This window comes from Scandinavium sp. UTDF21-P1B, from assembly GCF_040750395.1.
GTDB lineage: Bacteria > Pseudomonadota > Gammaproteobacteria > Enterobacterales > Enterobacteriaceae > Scandinavium.
Genome location: NZ_JBFLVD010000011.1, coordinates 245,478 through 264,811, shown reverse-complemented (window position 1 = coordinate 264,811; position 19,334 = coordinate 245,478). Strand labels below are relative to the sequence as shown.

At 53.8% G+C, this 19,334-nt stretch carries 22 protein-coding genes and 2 tRNA genes; 10 read left to right on the top strand and 14 right to left on the bottom strand.

Going from position 1 to position 19,334, the window contains the following annotated elements; genetic code table 11:
- The first annotated feature begins 189 nt into the window (after positions 1–189).
- Complete coding sequence (gene mdoC / locus AB1287_RS07815) at positions 190–1,344, top strand: glucans biosynthesis protein MdoC (RefSeq protein WP_312628166.1); 1,155 nt, start codon at positions 190–192, stop codon at positions 1,342–1,344.
- 31 nt (positions 1,345–1,375) lie between these two features.
- Here mdoC and AB1287_RS07810 read toward each other — a convergent pair whose 3' ends face one another.
- The 5 genes from AB1287_RS07810 to csgB form a co-directional block, all read right to left on the bottom strand.
- Positions 1,376–2,788, bottom strand: coding sequence for a phospholipase D family protein (locus AB1287_RS07810; RefSeq protein WP_435617435.1), 1,413 nt, complete (start codon positions 2,786–2,788; stop codon positions 1,376–1,378).
- A gap of 74 nt (positions 2,789–2,862) precedes the next feature.
- Entirely contained in the window at positions 2,863–3,117 is a 255-nt protein-coding gene (locus AB1287_RS07805) for a type 1 fimbrial protein (protein ID WP_435617434.1), read from the bottom strand.
- A gap of 224 nt (positions 3,118–3,341) precedes the next feature.
- On the bottom strand, positions 3,342–3,671 hold the full coding sequence (csgC, locus tag AB1287_RS07800) for a curli assembly chaperone CsgC (RefSeq protein ID WP_312628163.1): 330 nt from the start codon (positions 3,669–3,671) through the stop codon (positions 3,342–3,344).
- Between the two features lie 59 nt (positions 3,672–3,730).
- Positions 3,731–4,183 (bottom strand): curlin, encoded by a 453-nt coding sequence (locus AB1287_RS07795; protein WP_312628162.1) that lies wholly within the window; start codon positions 4,181–4,183, stop codon positions 3,731–3,733.
- Positions 4,184–4,234: 51 nt separating this feature from the next.
- Positions 4,235–4,693 carry a curli minor subunit CsgB gene (csgB, locus tag AB1287_RS07790; protein ID WP_312628284.1) on the bottom strand — a complete coding sequence of 153 codons (459 nt, stop codon included), beginning with the start codon at positions 4,691–4,693 and terminating at the stop codon, positions 4,235–4,237.
- 725 nt (positions 4,694–5,418) lie between these two features.
- Here csgB and csgD point away from each other — a divergent pair.
- Genes csgD through csgG form a run of 4 tightly spaced genes read left to right on the top strand, consistent with a single transcriptional unit; the run spans position 5,419 to position 7,779 of the window.
- Positions 5,419–6,066: a biofilm master transcriptional regulator CsgD gene (csgD, locus tag AB1287_RS07785; protein ID WP_312628160.1), complete on the top strand. Its 648-nt coding sequence runs from the start codon at positions 5,419–5,421 to the stop codon at positions 6,064–6,066.
- A 17-nt stretch (positions 6,067–6,083) separates the two neighbouring features.
- Positions 6,084–6,485 carry a curli production assembly/transport protein CsgE gene (csgE, locus tag AB1287_RS07780; protein WP_435617433.1) on the top strand — a complete coding sequence of 134 codons (402 nt, stop codon included), beginning with the start codon at positions 6,084–6,086 and terminating at the stop codon, positions 6,483–6,485.
- A gap of 20 nt (positions 6,486–6,505) precedes the next feature.
- Entirely contained in the window at positions 6,506–6,919 is a 414-nt protein-coding gene (csgF, locus tag AB1287_RS07775) for a curli production assembly/transport protein CsgF (RefSeq protein ID WP_312628156.1), read from the top strand.
- Between the two features lie 26 nt (positions 6,920–6,945).
- Complete coding sequence (csgG, locus tag AB1287_RS07770) at positions 6,946–7,779, top strand: curli production assembly/transport protein CsgG (RefSeq protein ID WP_312628155.1); 834 nt, start codon at positions 6,946–6,948, stop codon at positions 7,777–7,779.
- 49 nt (positions 7,780–7,828) lie between these two features.
- Here csgG and AB1287_RS07765 read toward each other — a convergent pair whose 3' ends face one another.
- From AB1287_RS07765 to ghrA, 4 genes are all read right to left on the bottom strand, one after another.
- A complete protein-coding gene (locus tag AB1287_RS07765) occupies positions 7,829–8,314 on the bottom strand; it encodes a DUF1097 domain-containing protein (protein ID WP_435617432.1) in 486 nt (161 codons plus the stop codon).
- A gap of 103 nt (positions 8,315–8,417) precedes the next feature.
- The gene (locus AB1287_RS07760) at positions 8,418–8,972 is read right to left on the bottom strand and encodes a molecular chaperone (protein WP_435617431.1); all 555 of its coding nucleotides are present in this window, start codon (positions 8,970–8,972) and stop codon (positions 8,418–8,420) included.
- A 22-nt stretch (positions 8,973–8,994) separates the two neighbouring features.
- Entirely contained in the window at positions 8,995–9,732 is a 738-nt protein-coding gene (locus AB1287_RS07755) for a phosphatase (protein ID WP_435617430.1), read from the bottom strand.
- Positions 9,733–9,855: 123 nt separating this feature from the next.
- Complete coding sequence (gene ghrA / locus AB1287_RS07750) at positions 9,856–10,794, bottom strand: glyoxylate/hydroxypyruvate reductase GhrA (RefSeq protein WP_435617429.1); 939 nt, start codon at positions 10,792–10,794, stop codon at positions 9,856–9,858.
- 261 nt (positions 10,795–11,055) lie between these two features.
- On the opposite strand from ghrA, the gene AB1287_RS07745 reads away from it, so the two are divergent.
- Together AB1287_RS07745 and AB1287_RS07740 are read left to right on the top strand one after the other, a co-directional pair.
- Positions 11,056–11,143: transfer RNA gene (locus AB1287_RS07745), tRNA-Ser, on the top strand.
- A gap of 234 nt (positions 11,144–11,377) precedes the next feature.
- On the top strand, positions 11,378–12,061 hold the full coding sequence (locus AB1287_RS07740) for an outer membrane protein (protein ID WP_435617428.1): 684 nt from the start codon (positions 11,378–11,380) through the stop codon (positions 12,059–12,061).
- A 163-nt stretch (positions 12,062–12,224) separates the two neighbouring features.
- On the opposite strand, the gene cbl is transcribed toward AB1287_RS07740, so the two are convergent.
- Together cbl and nac are read right to left on the bottom strand one after the other, a co-directional pair.
- Positions 12,225–13,175 carry an HTH-type transcriptional regulator Cbl gene (cbl, locus tag AB1287_RS07735; RefSeq protein ID WP_435617427.1) on the bottom strand — a complete coding sequence of 317 codons (951 nt, stop codon included), beginning with the start codon at positions 13,173–13,175 and terminating at the stop codon, positions 12,225–12,227.
- Positions 13,176–13,275: 100 nt separating this feature from the next.
- Positions 13,276–14,193, bottom strand: coding sequence for a nitrogen assimilation transcriptional regulator NAC (gene nac / locus AB1287_RS07730; protein WP_435617426.1), 918 nt, complete (start codon positions 14,191–14,193; stop codon positions 13,276–13,278).
- Positions 14,194–14,523: 330 nt separating this feature from the next.
- On the opposite strand from nac, the gene AB1287_RS07725 reads away from it, so the two are divergent.
- Positions 14,524–14,599, top strand: a tRNA-Asn gene (locus AB1287_RS07725).
- 315 nt (positions 14,600–14,914) lie between these two features.
- Here the strand turns inward: AB1287_RS07725 and AB1287_RS07720 are convergent.
- Complete coding sequence (locus AB1287_RS07720) at positions 14,915–15,895, bottom strand: AraC family transcriptional regulator (RefSeq protein ID WP_435617425.1); 981 nt, start codon at positions 15,893–15,895, stop codon at positions 14,915–14,917.
- A gap of 79 nt (positions 15,896–15,974) precedes the next feature.
- On the opposite strand from AB1287_RS07720, the gene AB1287_RS07715 reads away from it, so the two are divergent.
- Both AB1287_RS07715 and AB1287_RS07710 read left to right on the top strand, forming a co-directional pair.
- Positions 15,975–16,934 carry an oxidoreductase gene (locus tag AB1287_RS07715; protein WP_435617424.1) on the top strand — a complete coding sequence of 320 codons (960 nt, stop codon included), beginning with the start codon at positions 15,975–15,977 and terminating at the stop codon, positions 16,932–16,934.
- 25 nt (positions 16,935–16,959) lie between these two features.
- The gene (locus tag AB1287_RS07710) at positions 16,960–18,027 is read left to right on the top strand and encodes an aldo/keto reductase (RefSeq protein WP_435617423.1); all 1,068 of its coding nucleotides are present in this window, start codon (positions 16,960–16,962) and stop codon (positions 18,025–18,027) included.
- Between the two features lie 48 nt (positions 18,028–18,075).
- Here AB1287_RS07710 and AB1287_RS07705 read toward each other — a convergent pair whose 3' ends face one another.
- On the bottom strand, positions 18,076–18,825 hold the full coding sequence (locus AB1287_RS07705) for an anti-sigma factor (protein ID WP_435617422.1): 750 nt from the start codon (positions 18,823–18,825) through the stop codon (positions 18,076–18,078).
- The gene (locus tag AB1287_RS07700) at positions 18,822–19,331 is read right to left on the bottom strand and encodes an RNA polymerase sigma factor (RefSeq protein ID WP_435617421.1); all 510 of its coding nucleotides are present in this window, start codon (positions 19,329–19,331) and stop codon (positions 18,822–18,824) included. Before AB1287_RS07700 ends, AB1287_RS07705 begins: the two co-directional genes overlap by 4 nt.
- Positions 19,332–19,334 lie beyond the last annotated feature (3 nt).

Below are 19,334 nucleotides of genomic sequence, written 5' to 3'. Positions count from 1 at the left end.
AGGCAATCCGACAACATAATCCCCATTTTGTTCGGCTCAAAGGCCTATGGATTAAACAACCTGCCGCACCTGTCTTATTTTTACGCACAACTCTTAAAGACAGGTTCCCGGACTTCGTGTAGGGTTGCTCGAATTTAGCCGTTACTGCCTTGTCCGATAAGACGATTAGTCTGAGATTTCATTGACTTTATGAATACTATACCAACCCAACGTGAATATTTTCTCGATTCCATCCGCGCCTGGCTGATGCTGCTCGGGATCCCTTTTCATATCTCGCTGATCTATTCCAGCCACACCTGGCACGTGAACAGCGTCGAGCCGTCGTGGTGGCTGACGCTGTTCAACGACTTTATTCACTCCTTCCGCATGCAGGTCTTCTTCGTTATTTCCGGCTATTTTTCCTACATGCTGTTTTTGCGCTACCCGATGAAGAAATGGTGGACCGTGCGCGTGGAACGCGTCGGCATCCCGATGCTGACCGCCATTCCGCTGCTGACGTTGCCGCAGTTTTTAATGCTGCAGCACGTCAAGGGAAAGACGGAGTCCTGGCACACGCTCACCGGTTATCAGAAATACAACACTCTGGCGTGGGAATTGATTTCTCACCTTTGGTTCCTGCTAGTGCTGGTTGTCCTCACGACGCTTGGCCTGGCGCTGTTCCACTGGATCAAAAAACGCCAGAAAGCCTCACTTGTCGCCTTCTTCGATAACGTAACGATGGGGAAACTGAGCTGGCTGTTCCTTGCGCTGGGCGTCTGTTATGCCCTCATCCGCCGCACGCTGTTTCTTGTTTACCCGCCAATTCTGAGCGACGGGATGTTCAACTTTGTGGTGATGCAAACCCTGTTCTACCTGCCGTTCTTCATTCTCGGTGCGCAGGCGTTTGTTAATCCGCGGCTGAAAGATCTGTTTACCACCCCTTCACCATGGTGCATGGCAGGCGCACTCCTTGGCTTTATCGCCTATCGCCTTAACCAGCAATATGGCTCAGGCGATGCATGGATGTACGAAACCGAGTACGTGATCACCATGGTCCTGGGTCTGTGGATGGTGAACGTGGTGTTTGCATTTGGCCATCGGCTGCTGAACTTCAAATCCACCCGCGTGACCTACTTCGTGAACGCTTCACTGTTCATCTATCTGGTGCACCATCCCTTGACGCTGCTCTACGGGGCGTGGATAGCGCCAGTGATCCACTCGAATCTGCTCGGGTTTATTACCGGGTTGGTGTTTGTGGTTGGTATTGCCGTCATCCTGTACGAACTGCATTTACGCGTGCCGCTGCTACGCTTCCTGTTTTCCGGTAAACCGCAGACGCCGCAAAACAAGCCGCAGGCCGCGTGATAAACATAGCCAGGCTGTTCGCACAGCCTGGCTAGAGCAGCCACTCGACAGGCAGAATATAAGCCACCAATACCAGCAGGCGCTGCCATATCGTCGCCATCGGCTCTTTACGCAGCACCTTCTCTCCTCCGTTTTCCCTGTCGACCCAGTGAATTTTTCCCCAGCGCGTCAGTCGCAGCTTCCAGGCGGCATTAAGCTGACTGTGCAAAAAGCGGTGATGGATCCGCTGAGCCAGACTTTCACTCTCAATAACCAATCCCATTTCGGTGTTAAGTAACGCCGAGCGCGGGTCGAAATTAAACGATCCAATAAACACGGTTTTTCCGTCCACGCTGAATGTTTTAGCATGCAGACTGGAGCCGGAGTTCCCGGTCAAACCACGGTCATGGATTTCGGGGCGAGATTGGTACGTGGGTTTGATTTCGTACAGCTCCACGCCGTGACGCAGCAGCTTCTTGCGCCAGCGGGCATAGCCCGCATGGACCACCGCCACGTCGTTTGCCGCCAGCGAATTGGTCATGATCGCCACTTTCACCCCTTTGCGGGTCAGATTAAGGATCTGCGCAACGCCCGCACGCCCGGGGACAAAATAAGCGGAGATAATATCGATATGGGATTGCGGTGTCCCCATCACTTTACGCAGGCGCTCCCCCAGCAGCGTCCGTGGAGCGGCTTTGCCCTGCCCTTTACGGGGATCGTCACTGAGCAAACGGGTACGCGCCCGGATAAACGGCAGCGTGCCCTGACCCAGCCGCCTGGCGATTTCTGTATTTGCCACTTTCTCGAGATAGCGATCGGCAGCGGCCTGTTGTTCATCGCTCAAAGGCGGTAAAGCCTGCGGGATACTTTCCGCTGGCAGCACCTGCCTTAGCGGCGAGACGCACGCCGACTGCCAGTAGCGCTCGAAATCCTGCTCCACATCCCTGACAACGTGCCCTGTAGCAAGCACATCCAGGTCAGCAAATAACGGCTCTTCACCAATGCCAAAATAGGCATCCCCGACGTTTCGGCCGCCCACGATAGTGGCCTCACAGTCCGCGCTAAAACTTTTGTTGTGCATCCGGCGATTGAGTCGCGCAAAATCGGTGAGATAGCCCAGCATCCGTAGCGTCCGGAAAGAGAAAGGATTGAACAGCCGCACTTCTATATTCGGATGGGCGTCAAGGGCCAGCAGGATGTCATCCAGCCCGGAGGTGTTATTGTCATCCAGCAGCAAGCGAACCTTCACATCCCGCCCGGCGGCGTCCAGCAGCGCCTCAAAAAGCAGCCGTCCGGAGACATCGTCCTCCCAGATATAGTACTGAATATCCAGCGTCCGTTCGGCCAGCTGCGCCAGCAGATAACGCGCGGCAAAGGCCTCAAGACTATCTTCAAGCGTATGGAGCCCGCAGCATTCTGTCAGAACCGTATCAGCGGGAGACAGCGTGCGGTACAGAGGGGTCATGCATTTCTCCTGCCGGATGTTAACTCTGCAACAAGTCTAGTCGAAGCAGGAGAAAGTGCTTACGGGTAAGGAGGTTATCGGTAATCGACGGTGACGATACCGAGGGTTTTCTGTGAGTTGAGATACCGCATGCTGACGGTAGCCGCTTCGTTGTTAACCGGTTTGCCCGAAACGGCCTGTTGATATGAAATGGTCGAAGTCCGGACCTGACCATCACGATAGCAGCTCATGGAGATGTGCTGAGAAGTGGTACCAATGTTACATGGATCTTCGACAATCGCGCCGACAAAATGAATGACGCCGCCCTGCGTCTGAGAAGATGAAGCCATTGCCACTCCGGCAAAAAGCGCGGAGGACAAACAGACAACGGAAAACAACTGCTGAGTTAAGGTTTTCATCGCGTAGCTCCGAGAATGAAATCGTCCCTGAGACTGTGTAAGCGCACGTTGCCCTGCCCCGTGCGAACTGCATCACGACACGTAAACCCTTAACATAAAAGTAATCAGCCTTATGAATTTATGCCAACCAGTCCATTCATAAAATTAATTTTTCACTAGGTCCTTTCCGCGGTGGGCCATTGCGCCGTAAGGTTCAACGACTGGCCATCCGTCAGCGTGACCACCACTTTTACCGTGTCGTTCTGCGAGATAGTTAATTGCATACGTGATACATCTATCGGTTGATTGGCGGGTAAACTTAAGTTTTTTCTCTGCTGAATGTTGCTGGTTCCGCCCATGCCTTCACGAACAGTCTGAATACTGACCTGACACTGGCAAGGCTGAGTAACGGTGACCTGTGGGGTAATAATGTAGTTATCGCCCTGATGGCTGACGTTAAAGACGATGCTGTTGGTTAATGCTGCGGCAATCAATAAGCTGTTCATGATGTTCTCCAAAAAAAAACAGGGCACAGGCCCTGTTTTTTTATAGTTCGAAAGCCAGATTAATGCTGGTAAACGTTCGCCCAGTTAGCGGAACCGTTCTGGGTTACGTTCACAATAGAGCTGTCAGCTGTCTGGGTTACGCTGGCGCTGTTGCCGCCACCCCAGCCGAACAGGTTGCTCTGAGAGACGTTAATGGTGGAGTTTTCACCCGTCTGGTAGTTGCTGGAAGAGTTACCAAAGCCAGACTGAGACACGTTAATGTCGCTGTTATAGGCACTGCTTTGGGTCGCGGTAGCCAGGTTGTTAAAGCCCTGCTGACTGATATTCACATCAGCATATTTAGATGCACTTTGGTCAACGCTTGCGCCGTTATTCCCACCAGCCTGATAAATATTCACCGTTTCATTGCTGGAGTTTTGTGGCAAAGATGGGCCACCACCGCCAGGGCCGCCATGGCCAGGACCACCCGCAAATGCAGCACCAGAAACAAGAACCATTGCAATCATAGACATTTTAATATTCATAAAACCCCCATTGGCTTGATAGTATTCGCCGGCGGTCGTTTAACGTGTAATAACACGTACGGCCATTTGCGACGAGTTTTGCACAATAACTGTTTTACTACCTACGGACTGCTGTTGTGAAATACTTGCGTGATTACCTGAACCTCGTTGAATAATAACGCCGGTATTCCCATAGCCTGATTGGCTAATATCTGCATCATTACTATTTCCGGCCTGATCTACGTAGGCCAGATTGTACCCACCGGACTGCGACACATCGGATTGGTTGTTGTTACCTCGTTGAGAAACAACAGCAATTTGATGACTGCCGTCCTGCTGAGCATTCGCGCCATTCCCATAACCTCGCTGATCAACAATAGCGGTTTGATTCGTGAAGTCAGAGTTAAGCCCATTGGCGACCAGATTATATTCTGAGCTGGCCAGATCATAACCCGATGCAGCTGCAAATCCAGGTATCGCCAGCAGTGATAACGACAGAAAATACGCTTTCTTCATCATGTTCCACCCGCTTGAATCCTGGCTACTTCTGTTACTGTTAAATAACGCCGCGATGGTTGTTAATGCGACGTTACGATGAACAGTATGTTGCGGCCCAAAATTAAAAGGTGTCACCCGCAAGGTTGATTCTATTTTTTCGGATCATTCCTAAGCATGAGAATTACGCTATGTCCTCGTGTTTTAATAGAATTATTCTTCGCTTTATTTTCACAAGTATTCTCAATAAACAGATAATCTTTAAAATCAACATGTTTAGCACGCCACAGAAAAAAAAGCGCGGCGATCTGGATCGCGATCTCATTTAGCCAAAATTTCATAAAGCTAAAATCGTTACACATCACGCCATTATTAAAAGAATGATTACATTCAATTGATTGAAAATATATTACATAAAAATCATCAAGATAGAGTTTTTGTGTGACTTATAAAACTGATGCGGAATTATTTTTATGTACAACTTTATCATCACTTCTAAATGATCAATTAGCCGCCAATTTACATTTTAATATTCAAGGTTACATCCTGTTACAGTGTTTGATCTTGCTTAAAAATTAGTAATGACTAGATTGAAATCAGAAGTACCGCATAATGATTTATTGACATTTTACCCTCTTTAGGGTTTCGACTTTAAACGTATACACAGCAATGCAGCCTTAATCAGTACTTCTGGAACCCCTATTTTTTCGGGGAAACTGATAGCTGCTATAAAACATTGGAGTTTCATCATGTTAAATGAAGTCCATCGTTTAGGCAGTACGCTCGTACTCTTAACCAGACCGTCTCTGCAAGCCAGCGCATTATTACAATACCTAAAGTCAACGTTGGATATTTCAGGAAAAGTACAGAATATTCATCGTATTATTGAAGAGACGGTGCCCAACAGCATCATGATCTTCGATATGATGGAGGCGGACAAAAGGCTGATTAGTCACTGGCAGGAGAATTTAGGCAGAAAAAACAACGGGATGAAACTTGTATTACTCAATACCCCGGAGGAGTACCCGTTCAAGGATATAGAAAACTGGCCGCATATCAACGGCGTCTTTTATAACAATGAAACAGAAGCACGTTTAACCGAAGGGTTAAACATGATAATGCATGGCGAATGTTATTTTTCGCATAAGCTCGCCAGCTATTTGATTACACATTCAGGTAACTACCGTTATAACAGTGCGGAAAGCGCGATGCTTACGCAACGTGAACGGGAAATACTGAATAAACTGCGGGTCGGCGCCTCCAATGTGGAAATTGCCCGTTCGCTGTTTATTAGCGAAAACACCGTTAAAACCCATCTGTACAATCTATTCAAGAAGTTAGCTGTTAAAAACCGGACCCAGGCCGTCTCCTGGGCCAACGATAATCTCAGGCGTTAAGTTAACAGGCAAACACCATGAAACGTTCCCTGTGCTGGCTTGCGGCGGCAAACCTGCTGTTGCTTGCGCCCGCCGTGCACGCTTCGCGCGCCGTCGGAGAAGTAGAAATACCGGGTATCGTTGCCGACCATACTGTTTCGTCAGTGGGGCATGATTTTTATCGCGCCTTTACTGATAAATGGGCCAGCACGACGCGGGAAAATTTATCCATAAATGAAAGACCCAGCGCTCGCTGGGGAAGCTGGATAACCATTACAGTAAACCAGGACGTTATGTTTCAGACATTTTTATTCCCAATCAAACGGGATTTTGACAAGACCGTAGACGCAGCACTGCAAATAACTCAGGAAGCAATCAATAAACGTCAAATCGACCAGTCTTTGTTAAAAACGGACGATCTGGCACACGATGAATTTTAATATAGAGGGTGGAGGCAATCATGCGTATCGCCTGTACTGTCGCTTTGCTCGCATTTATTACACCAGCAAGTTGGGCCGGTAATATGGTTTTTCAGTTCGTCAACCCGAACTTTGGTGGAAACCCTAATAACGGCGCATTTTTGCTGAATGAAGCTCAGGCGCAAAATTCATATAAAGCGCCTGGCGGTGATGATTACGGTTATTCGGCCCCCTCGGCGCTGGATAATTTTACCTCAGCCATCCAGTCACAGTTGTTGAGTGGCCTGCTGGGTAACGTCGCGACCGGGAAGCCCGGGCGGCTCGTCACCAACGACTTTATTGTTGATATTCAGAACAGCAATGGCCTGCTCACGTTAAACGTGACGGACAGAAGTACCGGGAAAACCTCGACGATTCAGGTGTCCGGGGTAACGCAGACCGCGAGTGACGAATAGTCACCGACCCGAACAGGAAAATAATCATGAAACGTTTATTTGTACTTCTGGTGGTCATCTTACTCAGTGGCTGTCTCACCGCCCCGCCGAAAGAGGCGGCAAAACCGACGTTATTACCGCGGGCACAGAGCTATCGCGACCTGACTCACCTGCCGGCCCCGCAGGGCAGGCTGTATGTGTCTGTCTACAATATTCAGGATGAAACCGGGCAGTTTAAACCTTATCCGGCAAGTAACTTCTCCACGGCCGTACCTCAAAGTGCGACAGCGATGTTGGTTACCGCGTTAAAAGATTCTAAATGGTTTATTCCGCTGGAACGCCAGGGATTACAAAACCTGCTTAATGAACGCAAAATTATTCGCGCAGCTCAGGAAAACGGAAACGTAGGGGAAAATAACCGTGCGCCGCTTCAGGCATTAAGCTCGGCGAACGTGATTATTGAAGGCTCGATTATTGGCTACGAAAGTAATGTTAAATCCGGTGGGGCTGGCGCACGTTATTTCGGTATTGGTGCCGATACGCAATACCAGCTTGACCAGATTGCCGTTAACCTTCGCGTCATTAACGTCAGCACCGGGGAAGTGCTTTCCTCTGTGAATACCAGTAAGACCATACTGTCTTATGAAGTTCAGGCCGGCGTCTTCCGCTTTATTGATTATCAGCGTTTACTGGAAGGTGAAGTGGGATATACCTCGAATGAACCGGTTATGCTGTGCCTGATGTCAGCGATCGAAACGGGCGTCATTTACCTGATTAACGACGGTATCGAACGCGGATTGTGGAACCTGCAAAGTTCCTCCGACGTCAATAACCCCATTCTCGCGAAATACCGCGATATGGCCTCCCCTCCGGAATCCTGATTCGGATTCAGGCAAAAAAAAAGCGTAGCCCTTAAGCTACGCTTTTTTATTACGGCTTCACTGTGGTATCCGGGGCCTGCCGTCTGACGATCCACGCCGCCAGCCACAGTCCGCTGTTCTTCATGGCGTAGCCGAAAAGCAATCCCACCGCGAGCGATGGCACCACCAGCTTCCAGTCACCCTGTCCGGCAAACGTCGCGCAGGCGCCGATAAAAGTGCCAGGCACAAACGAAAGCAGAACCTGTTTCGCCTGTACACACATCAGAAACGCCACCACGCCGGTCATGACGTAGCCAAGAATCTCCAGATGCGGTGCCATCGCGCTACCGTGGATAATCACCAGCGCCCACACCACGCCGCTCATCACCGTCGCGGAAGCAATAGCCAGGCCTTTCACCCCACCTTGCGGGCACGCGAAGTACGCAGTACAGCCGAGAAAACCGGCCCAGCTGAGCAGGCCGAGAGACACGGCGACCCAGCCCCAGAGACCGGAGAGAATGCCTGTTGTCAGTGCAAGAGAGAGGAGTATGTTCATGCGACGCATCATAGCAGATGCATCGCATTCAAATGAGATCGGACGCACAATATCTGCAACACAGAAAGTAACGTTACATTTGCAATGCGATGTAAATCACACTTTACTCTTCAGTATCTTCAGAGATCTCATCCCACATCGCGGCGATCACTTCGCGGGTTAAGGTCGCCATCGTACGCCAGAACGGCGTGGTCGCATGCGCTTCCACTTTCCCCAAGAAGGTACCGACCCACGGCAGCAGGTAATCGGAGAAAAGCGTGTCTACTGCTTCACTCTCGTCTTCTGCGGCGTTGTCTTCCAGCCAGGAGGCTGCCAGCAGCAGAGTGCCAATATGATCCGCCGGCGTATCGCTGAGCGGCATACCGCGGGAAGAAAGGAAACTGCGCACTTCGGCTTCCGTTGCGCCTTCGACCCATGCGCTGCGATAAGGCGAAACGCTGCACTCGTCGCCGACAAACAGGGCGTTGTAATCCGTCGCCAGGGACTGCATGTCGCAGCTCTTTTGCAGACGCTCCAGCAGTTCATCCTGCTCCAGCGGCCAGCTCGCCGCCAGTTTGCCCTCACGAATCAGGGTGAACAGCGGGACCAACAGCGGATCCTGCGGCTGACGATAATATAAAGAGCCCAGCACGCGGCAGAGGATTGAAAACTCGTTCATTCAGTTATTCCATTGAGAAAAATTAAAGTTCGGCCAGCTCGTTAATCGGCGGCATGCCGCGCGACTCGAGGAAATTCAGGAAACGGCGCGGTGTAACGTTGAGAATTCGGTCTTCCGGAAAATCGACGGCATCAAGAATTTTGCGACACTCGGTAAATTCACCCAGCGTAAAGGCCGTGTGGGAATCCGAGCCCAGCGCGACCCAGCCACCAGCATCTCGCACCGCGGCCGCTACGGCCCGGCAGTTATCTTCACTGCCCGGGCGGGAAGATACAAAGGAAGAATTGTTGATTTCCAGCGCCACGTGATGTTTTGCCGCCGCCTGTGCCACGGCCTGGATATCAATCGGGAATTTCGGGTTGCCGGGATGGCTAATCATATGCACGTTACCGCTGGCGATGGCCGCGATCATCGCTTCGGTATGCGTGGCTTTATCCTGTGGCGGGAAAACCGGCTCGTGGAAGCCCGCAATGATGAAATCAAGCGCCGTCAGCATCGGTCCCGTGCAGTCAATTTCGCCCAGGGTGTTTTTAATGTTCGCTTCAATACCCCGTAAAATGCCCACGCCGTCCACCATTCTCGGCCAGATACGCATATTCACGAAGTGCCAGTAGTGCGGCGCATCGGCCATGTCCGGGCCATGATCGGTGATGGCAAACAGCTTGATACCTTTACGTTTGGCTTCGGCAATATAGTCATGAAGGGTGCTGTAAGCGTGGGTGCTGGCGACGGTGTGCATATGCAGGTCAACAGGATACATCACATTCTCCTTTCTCTTATTAAGGCCAGGCATAGCAGGAGTGCCCGGTCTTCTTATTAAGCCCAAGCATAGCAGGAATGCCCGGCCTTTATTAGCGAAAAACCCGGCCAGGCCGGGTTGAACTCAGTATCCACGGGCTCTGTCTACCTGCCCGGTGACGGCCTCACCTCGCTCCAGTCCGCTGATAGTTTTACTGATATAGGCGATGGCTTCCTGCGGACGTGTGACCGCAGCAACGTGCGGGGTCATTGCCACGCGAGGGTGCCGCCACAGCGGACTTTCTACAGGCAGAGGCTCGCGGCTAAACACGTCCAGCATCGCGCCTTTAAGCTTGTTGTTCTCCAGCGCTCGCAGCAGATCGTCTTCATTAACATGCACGCCTCGTGCAAGATTCAACAAATAGCTGCGCTCCTGAAGTTGCTCAAGTAACGCATGATTAATGATACCAACGGTTTCCGCCGTATTTGGCAGCAGATTGATAAGGACCCGCGTTTCACGCAAAAAATCGCCCATTTCGCCAGCGCCGGCAAAGCTTGTGACGTTTGGCCACGCTTTACGGCTGCGACTCCAGACGCGCACCGGGAAGCCCCACGCCAGCAGACTTTCAGCAACTTTGCTGCCAAGTACGCCCGCCCCCATGATACCAATAGTAAACTCTTCACGCGTATATTCAGGGAGCGGCTCCCAGCGAGTTTCGAGCTTTTGCGCCTGATAATCATCAAAGCGACGGAACCAGTGCAGTACCTGGCTGACGGCATATTCCTGCATTTGCAGCCCCATACCGGTATCTTCGAGGCGGAATAACGGAATCGACAGCGGGAGCATCTCCGGATGCGCCTTCAGCTTGCTGAGGATCGAGTCCACGCCCGCGCCAAGCGCAAAGACAGCTTTCAGGTCACGCCCCTGTAGCATTTCCACTGGAGGATGCCAAACCAGCGCGTAATCAGCATGCCGGTTGTCGCCCGGTTTCCATTCACGCACTTTCGCCCCCGGGAGGTTTTTCTCCAGAGCGTTTATCCACCATGCGGTGTCAAAGGTGGGATGGTAAAAGATGATCTCCATTGCAGACTCCTTATTAAAGCGCCTTTCTGACAGCTGCCAGCGCATTTTTTGATTGTTTTATAGTGGGTTGTCAGCATAACAAATTTCAGGAAGCTGTCAGGTGTAAAAGCGGATGCTGAGAAAAAAAGCGGATTGCGGTTATTCCGAAAGCAGGTTGGTGGAAGTTTGGCTAATCGGGAGGATTTTCAAAAAAGTTGATTGACGCAAGTGCCGCTTTTCCTTACATTACCGCCCGTCCCGGCAGCGCCGGGAAGACAATATGGTGAGGTGTCCGAGTGGCTGAAGGAGCACGCCTGGAAAGTGTGTATACGGCAACGTATCGGGGGTTCGAATCCCCCCCTCACCGCCATATTTAAAGAAGAGCTCGTACGAAAGTACGGGCTTTTTTTTCGCCTGTGGCACCGTCTTCTTCGTTATCCCTGCATCTACCCCCCCCCCCAGATAAGTAAAAATACCTGGAGAGCCTGGTATTCATGCCAATTTCACCCAAGCGTTCTATTTCTTAGTATGCCCCCATCAAGAACTTCCTGAGCATAAGCAAGCATCGTCTGCTGATTTGTGACAGGACAATAAGGGGAAGTAGATGAAAAACAAAATCGCTTTACTGACGCTGGCATCGTTGTTCTGTGCTAACCATGCGATGGCAGCAACCAGTGACGAGGGATATTACGTTTCAGCGAAGTACTTATCCACTGAACAGCACGCCAGCGATCAGGACCTCAGTAGCCGTCCTGGCGTCGGACAGTTTGTTGGCGGTAAAGAAAAAGACAGGCAGGATGGTGCTTCCCTGGCGGCAGGCTACCAGTACGGTAACGGCTGGAGAACCGAAGGCGAATATACTTTCCGCCAGAAGTCAGAGTTCACCAGTGGTTCAACAACGTTCCCCAGTAGCTATAACCATTTACAGCTTAAAACCGAACGACTGATGTTTAATGTGTACCGGGATTACGACCTCGGCTATGGCATTTCACTGTTTGGAACCGCTGGCGTAGGGGTAGCAAAAGTCAAAGCTGGCGGCTGGCAGGGCGTTTCATCACGTGAATATGCCGACAGCACGCAAAACAATCTTGCATATTCCTTAGGCGCTGGTTTCAGCTACTCTCCGCTGGAGCGGCTGAGCATTGACGTCGGCTACCGGTATACCGATATGGGGAAAGTCGAAAGTGGCTACAACACCTTTAGCAATGTGCGTGGGCTGAAAGACGAGCAAATGAAAGCCCGGCTTACCGCCAGCGAATTCACCCTCGGCACTCGCTACCTCTTCTGATCTGAAAAGTGGGAGCTTTTATCGCCTTTTACGTTGTCCACGGGGTTAAGCTGAACGGCAAGATAGCCGTTCAGCATGGTCAACGAACATCTACTGAGCAAAGCGCTGCCTGACCAGCAAAACAAACTGAACTCCCCCAAGGTGGACCTGGTGCGAACCCAGCCTAAATCTGATAATCAATCGCCGCCTCTTCCGGCTCCATCACCTGGCGCTTAATCTCATCGATTGACAGCCCCGCGTTGCACAGCTCCAGGAAACGCCAGACGTAGTTGCGTTGCAGCTGACCACGCTTTAACCCTAGCCAGACGGTATTAGCATCAAACAGATGATGAGTATCAAGCCGCGTCAGGCGCCCAGACTCCTGCCCATCAGCGGACTGTTCTGCAACCAGTCCGATACCAAGCCCAAGCTCAACATAGGTTTTGATCACATCAGAGTCCTGGGCGCTCAGCACAATGTCCGCCACCAGCCCTTTGCGATTAAAGGCTTCATCAATGCGCGAGCGCCCGGTGATCCCCTGACGATAGGTAATAAGCGGCCAGCGCGCGATGGCCTCCAGCGTTAGCGGAACCGTCTGAGAGAGCGGATGCCCTTCCGGCACCAGCAGATTGTGGTGCCAGCGAAACCAGGGGAAAGCCACCAGCGTCGGATCGTTGCTCAGGCGCTCGCTGGCGATGCCGATATCCGCCCCGCCGTTATGCAGCAGCGTTTCAATTTCCTGCGGCGTGCCCTGAATCAGCTCCACCCGAACGTCTTTAAACAGCTCGCGAAATGCCTTGATGACGGGCGGGAGGCTGTAACGCGCCTGGGTGTGCGTGGTAGCAATAGTCAGCACGCCGGATGCATCATTGGTAAACAGGTCAGCGAGACGACGAACATTACTCGCTTCGTTGAGAATGCGTTCAGCAATCACCAGCAGGGCTTTGCCCGGCTCGGTCATCCCCAGCAGGCGTTTGCCGCGGCGGATAAAAATCTCAATCCCGAGCTCTTCCTCCAGCTCTCGGATATGGCGGCTGACGCCAGACTGCGAGGTATAAAGCATATTGGCGACTTCGGTCAGGTTGTAGTCCTGCCGCGCCGCCTCACGAATAATTTTCAGTTGCTGGAAATTCACCCTTCCCTCCAGGGACCTTCAGACATACCGCTATTGTTAGAGTCTGGGCCCCTGGCGAACAAATAATAAAAACCAGCAACTTATTCCATTCAGATATATATCAGCTGACCAGCTGCAGTTCACGATTCTCAAGCGAAGGACGGCTGACCAGCGACAGCAGGATCTCTTTCACCGCCTGAGCCTGTGGCGATAATGACCCGCGCGCCGACATATTCAGCGACAGCGGCAGGCTCATTGACGGCGTAGTGATGCGCGCCATCCAGCCATTCGCCGTGGCGCAGAGTGAACGGGCTGCGGACTCCGGTAATACCGTCACGCCCATCCCGCTGGCAATCGCTGCGGTCAGCGTGGAGATCGACTCAATTTCACCGATGATTTTTGCCGTCAGGCGGCGCAGGGAAAAAGCTTCATCCACGCGCGCACGCACGGCGCTATAGTCACGCGGCAGGAACAGATTCATTTCAGCCACCGCCAGCAGATCCACGCTCTGCCCCGGACAATCACGAGTACCTACCAGCCATAAATCTTCTTTGAGCAACTGCTGGCTGGTGATTCCCGCCACCGGCGAGCGCTCATAGAGCACGGCCATATCCAGCTGGCCGTTCAGCAGTTTGTCATTCAGCACGGTGCCGCTATTTTCATGCAAATAGACGGTGACATCCGGCAATTCATTTCTCACTGCCTGCAGCAACGGCATAGTGATCGAAGAGGCTGCCGTGCCTGGCGCAAGGCCAATTGATACCTGCCCGCTCAGCGTCTGACCGATGTTGCACACGGCCATCTGCGCCTGTTCACACTGGCGTAAAATGGTACGCGCATGGGTGTAAAGAATTTTTCCGGCTTCCGTCGGCGTCACGCCCCGCTTGGTACGGATAAGGAGCTGCTGATCCATCTCACCCTCAAGCGTCGCCACCTGCTGGCTTAACGCGGGCTGCGCGATGTGCAACACCTCGGCCGCCTGAGTCAGGCTGCCGATATCGACGATTTTCACAAAGTATTTCAGTCGTCTTAAGTTCATTTTGCCTCCGGTTCGGGATGCCAGTGCCACTGCTGGCGATTCAGTTGTCGGAGAAGTTGCAATATGCTTGCCAGTTTTTGACCAACCGGACAAAACGGCTACACAGGCCGCTAAATAAGAGATGCTAATAATATCGGCGCTTTTAGTAACCGATAAGCGGATAGCACGATGCTCCATCAGGGAGAGTGCTGCACCAGTACGGTGCGGACCGTGCTTATTTTCAGCAAACTGCATCGCTTTGCTGAAATTGTCAGCAGTTAAACGCATCCAGTGAAGAGAGGCTTTGACATGGCAGGCGAGCATCGCTACTATTCGCCCCGTTCAAACGATTCCTCTGTAGTTCAGTCGGTAGAACGGCGGACTGTTAATCCGTATGTCACTGGTTCGAGTCCAGTCAGAGGAGCCAAATTCCTGCTTTCATGCAGCCTTGCGAATCCATATTTGCTATTGATTCAACGGCTATCGCGAAAATCCTCAGTCTCCCCTCTACTGATAAAGCCTGTAAACTCTCTGATTCCCACAGCCTGTCAAACCCAACAAACCACGTCATTGTTATCTCAAAGCGTCACTTAAGCTGCTTCACTTCAGGAACTTCCCTAACGCCAAACTTCTTGCGCCAGGCAGATAAGCTGGCATCGGAACACGGAAAGATTGCGTGCCTGCTCAGCCCTGAACTCACCACGATTGCTATTCAGGCAGAAGATCCAGGGCAGAGCAGTGGTTAAAAATCGCCGCGCTCTGGCCCGACGGAGGGCGTCTGTTCAGAGGCTTCTCCCGACGTGCCCCGGCGATAATAGCCGGGCGCTACGGCCATCACCCGCTTAAAAGCGCTGCTGAACGCGCTTTCGGAAGCATATCCTACCTTCGCCGCAACGTCGGCCATCGCCTCCCCCGCCAGCAGCTCGCGCCGCGCCAGATACATCCGCCACTGCGTCAGGTAGGCCAACGGCGGCATCCCTATCTGTTCACGAAACCTCACCGCAAGCGACGTTCTCGACATTCCGGCCTGTTTTGCCAGAGTTTGCAGGCTCCAGCGGCGGGAAGGTTCGCCGTGAATGCAGCTCAGCACCAGAGAGAGCCGCGGATCGGCAAAGCCTTTCAGCCAGCCCTTATCTTCATCCGTGGCGTGGGCAAGCCAGGCCCGCAGCGTCTGGGTAAAGAGCAGTTGCGTCAGCCCGGCGATCGCGCTGGCCCGCCCGGGACGATGGTTTTGCATTTCGACCACCAGCTGTTTGAGCAGCCAGGCGAGTGGCCCGGCCTCGACGGCGCCGCCGCGGACGTGGATCAGCGGCGGAAGGCCGCTCAGCAGCAGCGCCTGGCGATCGGCATCCACCCGGACTTTGCCGCCCAGCATAGTGAAATCCTGCCCGCACCCCAGGCGATACTGGTCGTCATCGTCGCGGGCGATCGGCTCCGTACCGGCGCCGGGTATCAGCCCGGCGTCGCTGGCCAGCGTCAGGGTGCGCGTCCCGTTAGTAATCAGGACGTCGCCGCTCTCCGCCAGCTGCGGTGCGGACATATCGTCCAGCGAATACCAGCATCGCCCCTGGGTAAGCGCGCAAAACTTAATCGCATCAAGATTGGCGAAACGCCGCGCCCAGGCGCCGCCGGCCACCAGACGTCCGGATAGATCGCACCTGACCTGAAGAAAATCCAGCAGATCGGAGAGCGGGTCGGGCGGTGAATTTGAACTATCACGCATATAAATTGCACTTTCACGGCTTCATCGTACAGTAGCGACACTCTACCATGTGATAACCCCTTCGTCCTGGAGAACCTTTATGTCCACCCCGCAATCCCCTATAACTTCAGGTTTCAGCGCAACCTCTACCCCCAAGGAGGTGATGCGCCACATCGATCTTCGCGGGAAATACGCCATCGTGACGGGCGGTCATTCAGGCATTGGTCTGGAAACCGTCAGGGCGCTGCACACCGCTGGCGCCAGGGTAATGGCCCCCGCCCGCGATGTCGCTCAAGCGCGGGCCGCCCTTGCCGATATGCCGGATGTCATGGTGCAACCATTGGATTTGATGGACCCTGCCACCATTGACCGTTTTGCCGACGCGGTGCTTGCCAGCACCGATAGCGTCGACATTCTGTTGAATAACGCCGGCATCATGGCCCCACCGCTCTCCCGGGACGCGCGCGGCTATGAATCACAGTTTTCCACCAACCATCTCGGCCATTTCCAGCTGACGCTGCGGCTCTGGCAGGCGCTTGTCGCCGCGGGTAACGCCCGTGTTGTCACCTTATCCTCTTTAGGCCACCGCTATTCGCCCGTCTGCTTCGAGGATATCCACTACACGCAGCGACCCTACGATCCCTGGCGTGCCTATGGCCAGTCGAAAACGGCCAACGCCCTGTTTGCCGTCCAACTCGACAAGCTGGGACGCGAGTCCGGTATTCACGCTTTCGCGGTCCATCCCGGCAGAGTTCCCACCACCCGACTGAGCCGCTTTATGACCCGGGAGGAGAAGGCGGCGGTAGCCCAGGCAGCACAGGTGGGGCCAGACTTTGTTCCTTCACCGCTGAAGACCCTCGCGCAAGGGGCGTCGACCAGCCTGTGGGCCGCCACCAGTCCTCAGCTGGCCGGAATGGGCGGCGTCTATTGCGCCGACTGCGATATTTCGCTTCTGGTCGCCGACGACAGTCCCGACGTCAGCGGTGTACGTCGTTGGGCGATCGATCCCCGCCAGGCCGAACGCCTGTGGGCGCTGTCGCTGGAGCTGATCGGAGAATAATTTTCTATACAGACAGGAGAACGTTATGCCACTCAATCACTACATTACGTTGGGGCGTTCCGGGCTACGGGTCAGCCCGTATTGCCTGGGAACGATGACCTTCGGCGAAGACTTTGGCTGGGGGGCCAGCCCGGAAGCGTCGTTTGCCATGCTTGATGAGTACAGAAGCCGCGGAGGCAACTTTGTCGATACCGCCAATATCTACACCGCCGGCCATTCGGAGCAGATTGTCGGCGACTACATCAAGCAACGCGCACTAAGACGCGATGAGCTGGTGCTGAGCACGAAGTTCTACTGCAACCTCTTCCCCGGAGACCCAAACGGCGGTGGCGCGGGGCGTAAGGCGCTGATCCAACAGTGCGAAGCCTCGCTGCAACGCCTGCAGAGCGACTATATCGATATCTACTGGCTGCATAACTGGGATCGTAACGCACCTGTCGAAGAGACGCTGCGCGGACTCGACGATCTGGTCACTGCCGGCAAAATTCGCTACGTCGGGTTCTCGGATATTCCGGCGTGGAAAACTGCGCAGGCGCAGACGATCGCAGCCTTCCGTGGTTGGGCACCGATTATTGCGCTCCAACTGGAATACTCCCTGCTGGAGCGCACGAGCGAGGGCGAACTGTTCCCACTGGCGCAGGAGATGGGCATGGGGATCATGCCCTGGTCGCCGCTGAAGAGCGGATTTTTGAGCGGCAAATTCCGCCGCGACGACGGCGGCAACGTTGATACTCGTCGCAGCGGTCTGGTGGGCGTACCCTCGCCGGCAGATTACGCGGTGATTGAAACGGTGGTCGGGATCGCCTCAGCGCTTAACGTCAGCCCGGCGGCGGTGGCGCTGGCCTGGGTCAGGTCACAACCTGGCATCAGCGCCACGCTGATTGGCGCGCGGCGGCTCGATCAGCTGAAAACCAACCTCGATTCGCTTGAGGTAACGCTGTCGGCGGAACAGCTTGCCCGTCTCAGCGAGGTCTCAAAACCCACGCTGAATTTCCCGGCTGACAACAACGCCACGCTGGCACCGATGCTCGCCTTCTCAGGGATGACGGTGGACGGTAAAGCGATTCCCGCCTTTACCCCGCACTCCTCCTGAGGATTTACGCCCAACAGTCGGTGCGGATTGCCTTCCGCGCCGGTGGGTTTAGCCCATTTCGCTGCTAATGGCTTTGCGCAAAGCTGGCAAATTATTGCCGGTAACGGGGCTCACCACCGCATAGTTGTAATGACTGTCGCTCCAGTATTGCGCCACCAGGCCATCGCTCTGCCGCGCTCCTTTGTTCAGCGGGGTCGCCCGATGACGAATATACCAGGCGATCCGCTCCCCTCCGGCGGTTTCATAAAGCACCAGCGCCGATGCCCCCTGCTCGCTGGCCATCAGCCTGGCACCGATAAGCTTAAAGCCATAGCGTTCAAGATTCGGCGGCAGCGTACCGCTGATAAAGTAGCGTCTCAGCCAGTTTTCCAGCATCGGCGGCTCGCTGGTGCGAATATCCATACTGGCAAGCTGAGGAAGATCGCCAAACAGTTTATAGGCCTGTACCGCGTCTTCCATCGGCAGCGTCCGCGACTGAACGTGCTCTTTAAGCTGCCAGCCGCCGAGGCTTCCCGCCCCCAGTGTCAGCACCAGAGAAAAGGCCAGCGCAAGGCGCTGAATACGCCGCTGCCGCAGGCGAAAGCGCAGCCTGACGGGGTCAGAGTTTGCTGACAGATAGCGAATATCCGTCTGGTTCACGGCGCGCTGCAGACGCAGTTTATCCTGTCGCCATCCCTCCACCTCCCGGGCCATGGCGGGGTGATCGCGCAGCCAGGCCTCAATCTCCCGGCTGGTCCGTTCGTCGGTTTCACCATCTAACCAGGCATGAAACTGGCTTTCATCAGGCAGATTGCTCATTTTAATCTCCTTAGCACTACGGGCGACGCATGCTCCTCAGTCAACTGCCGTAGCTGCTTACGCGCTCTGGACAAGCGCGACATCACCGTTCCGAGAGGAATATTGAGCGCTTCGGCGGCATCCCGGTAGCTCATCTCCTCCACGCTTATCAGCAGGAGCAACGCCCGGCTATCTGCGGGTAAATGGGAAAACAGCGCCAGCATTTCGTCAGCCATCACGCTGTTTTCACCGGTAATATCCGTTTTTTCCTCCCCCTGAAAAAAAGTCAGCAGCCTTTGCCAGCGCTTACGCCGCCGCTCTCCGTCAAGAAACTGGTGCCAGAGGATCGAGAACAGCCAGGTGCGGAGATTACGTACCTCTTCTCTGTCCGCCGGGCCGTCCAGCGCTTTAATCAGCGTATTCTGCACCAGATCCTCGGCAGCCATGACGTCCCGCGTCAACCATAGCGCAAAGCGCTGGAGGTGCGGGAGCAGTTCGCGAACGTCCTCATCGCTAAGCGACAGCATTAT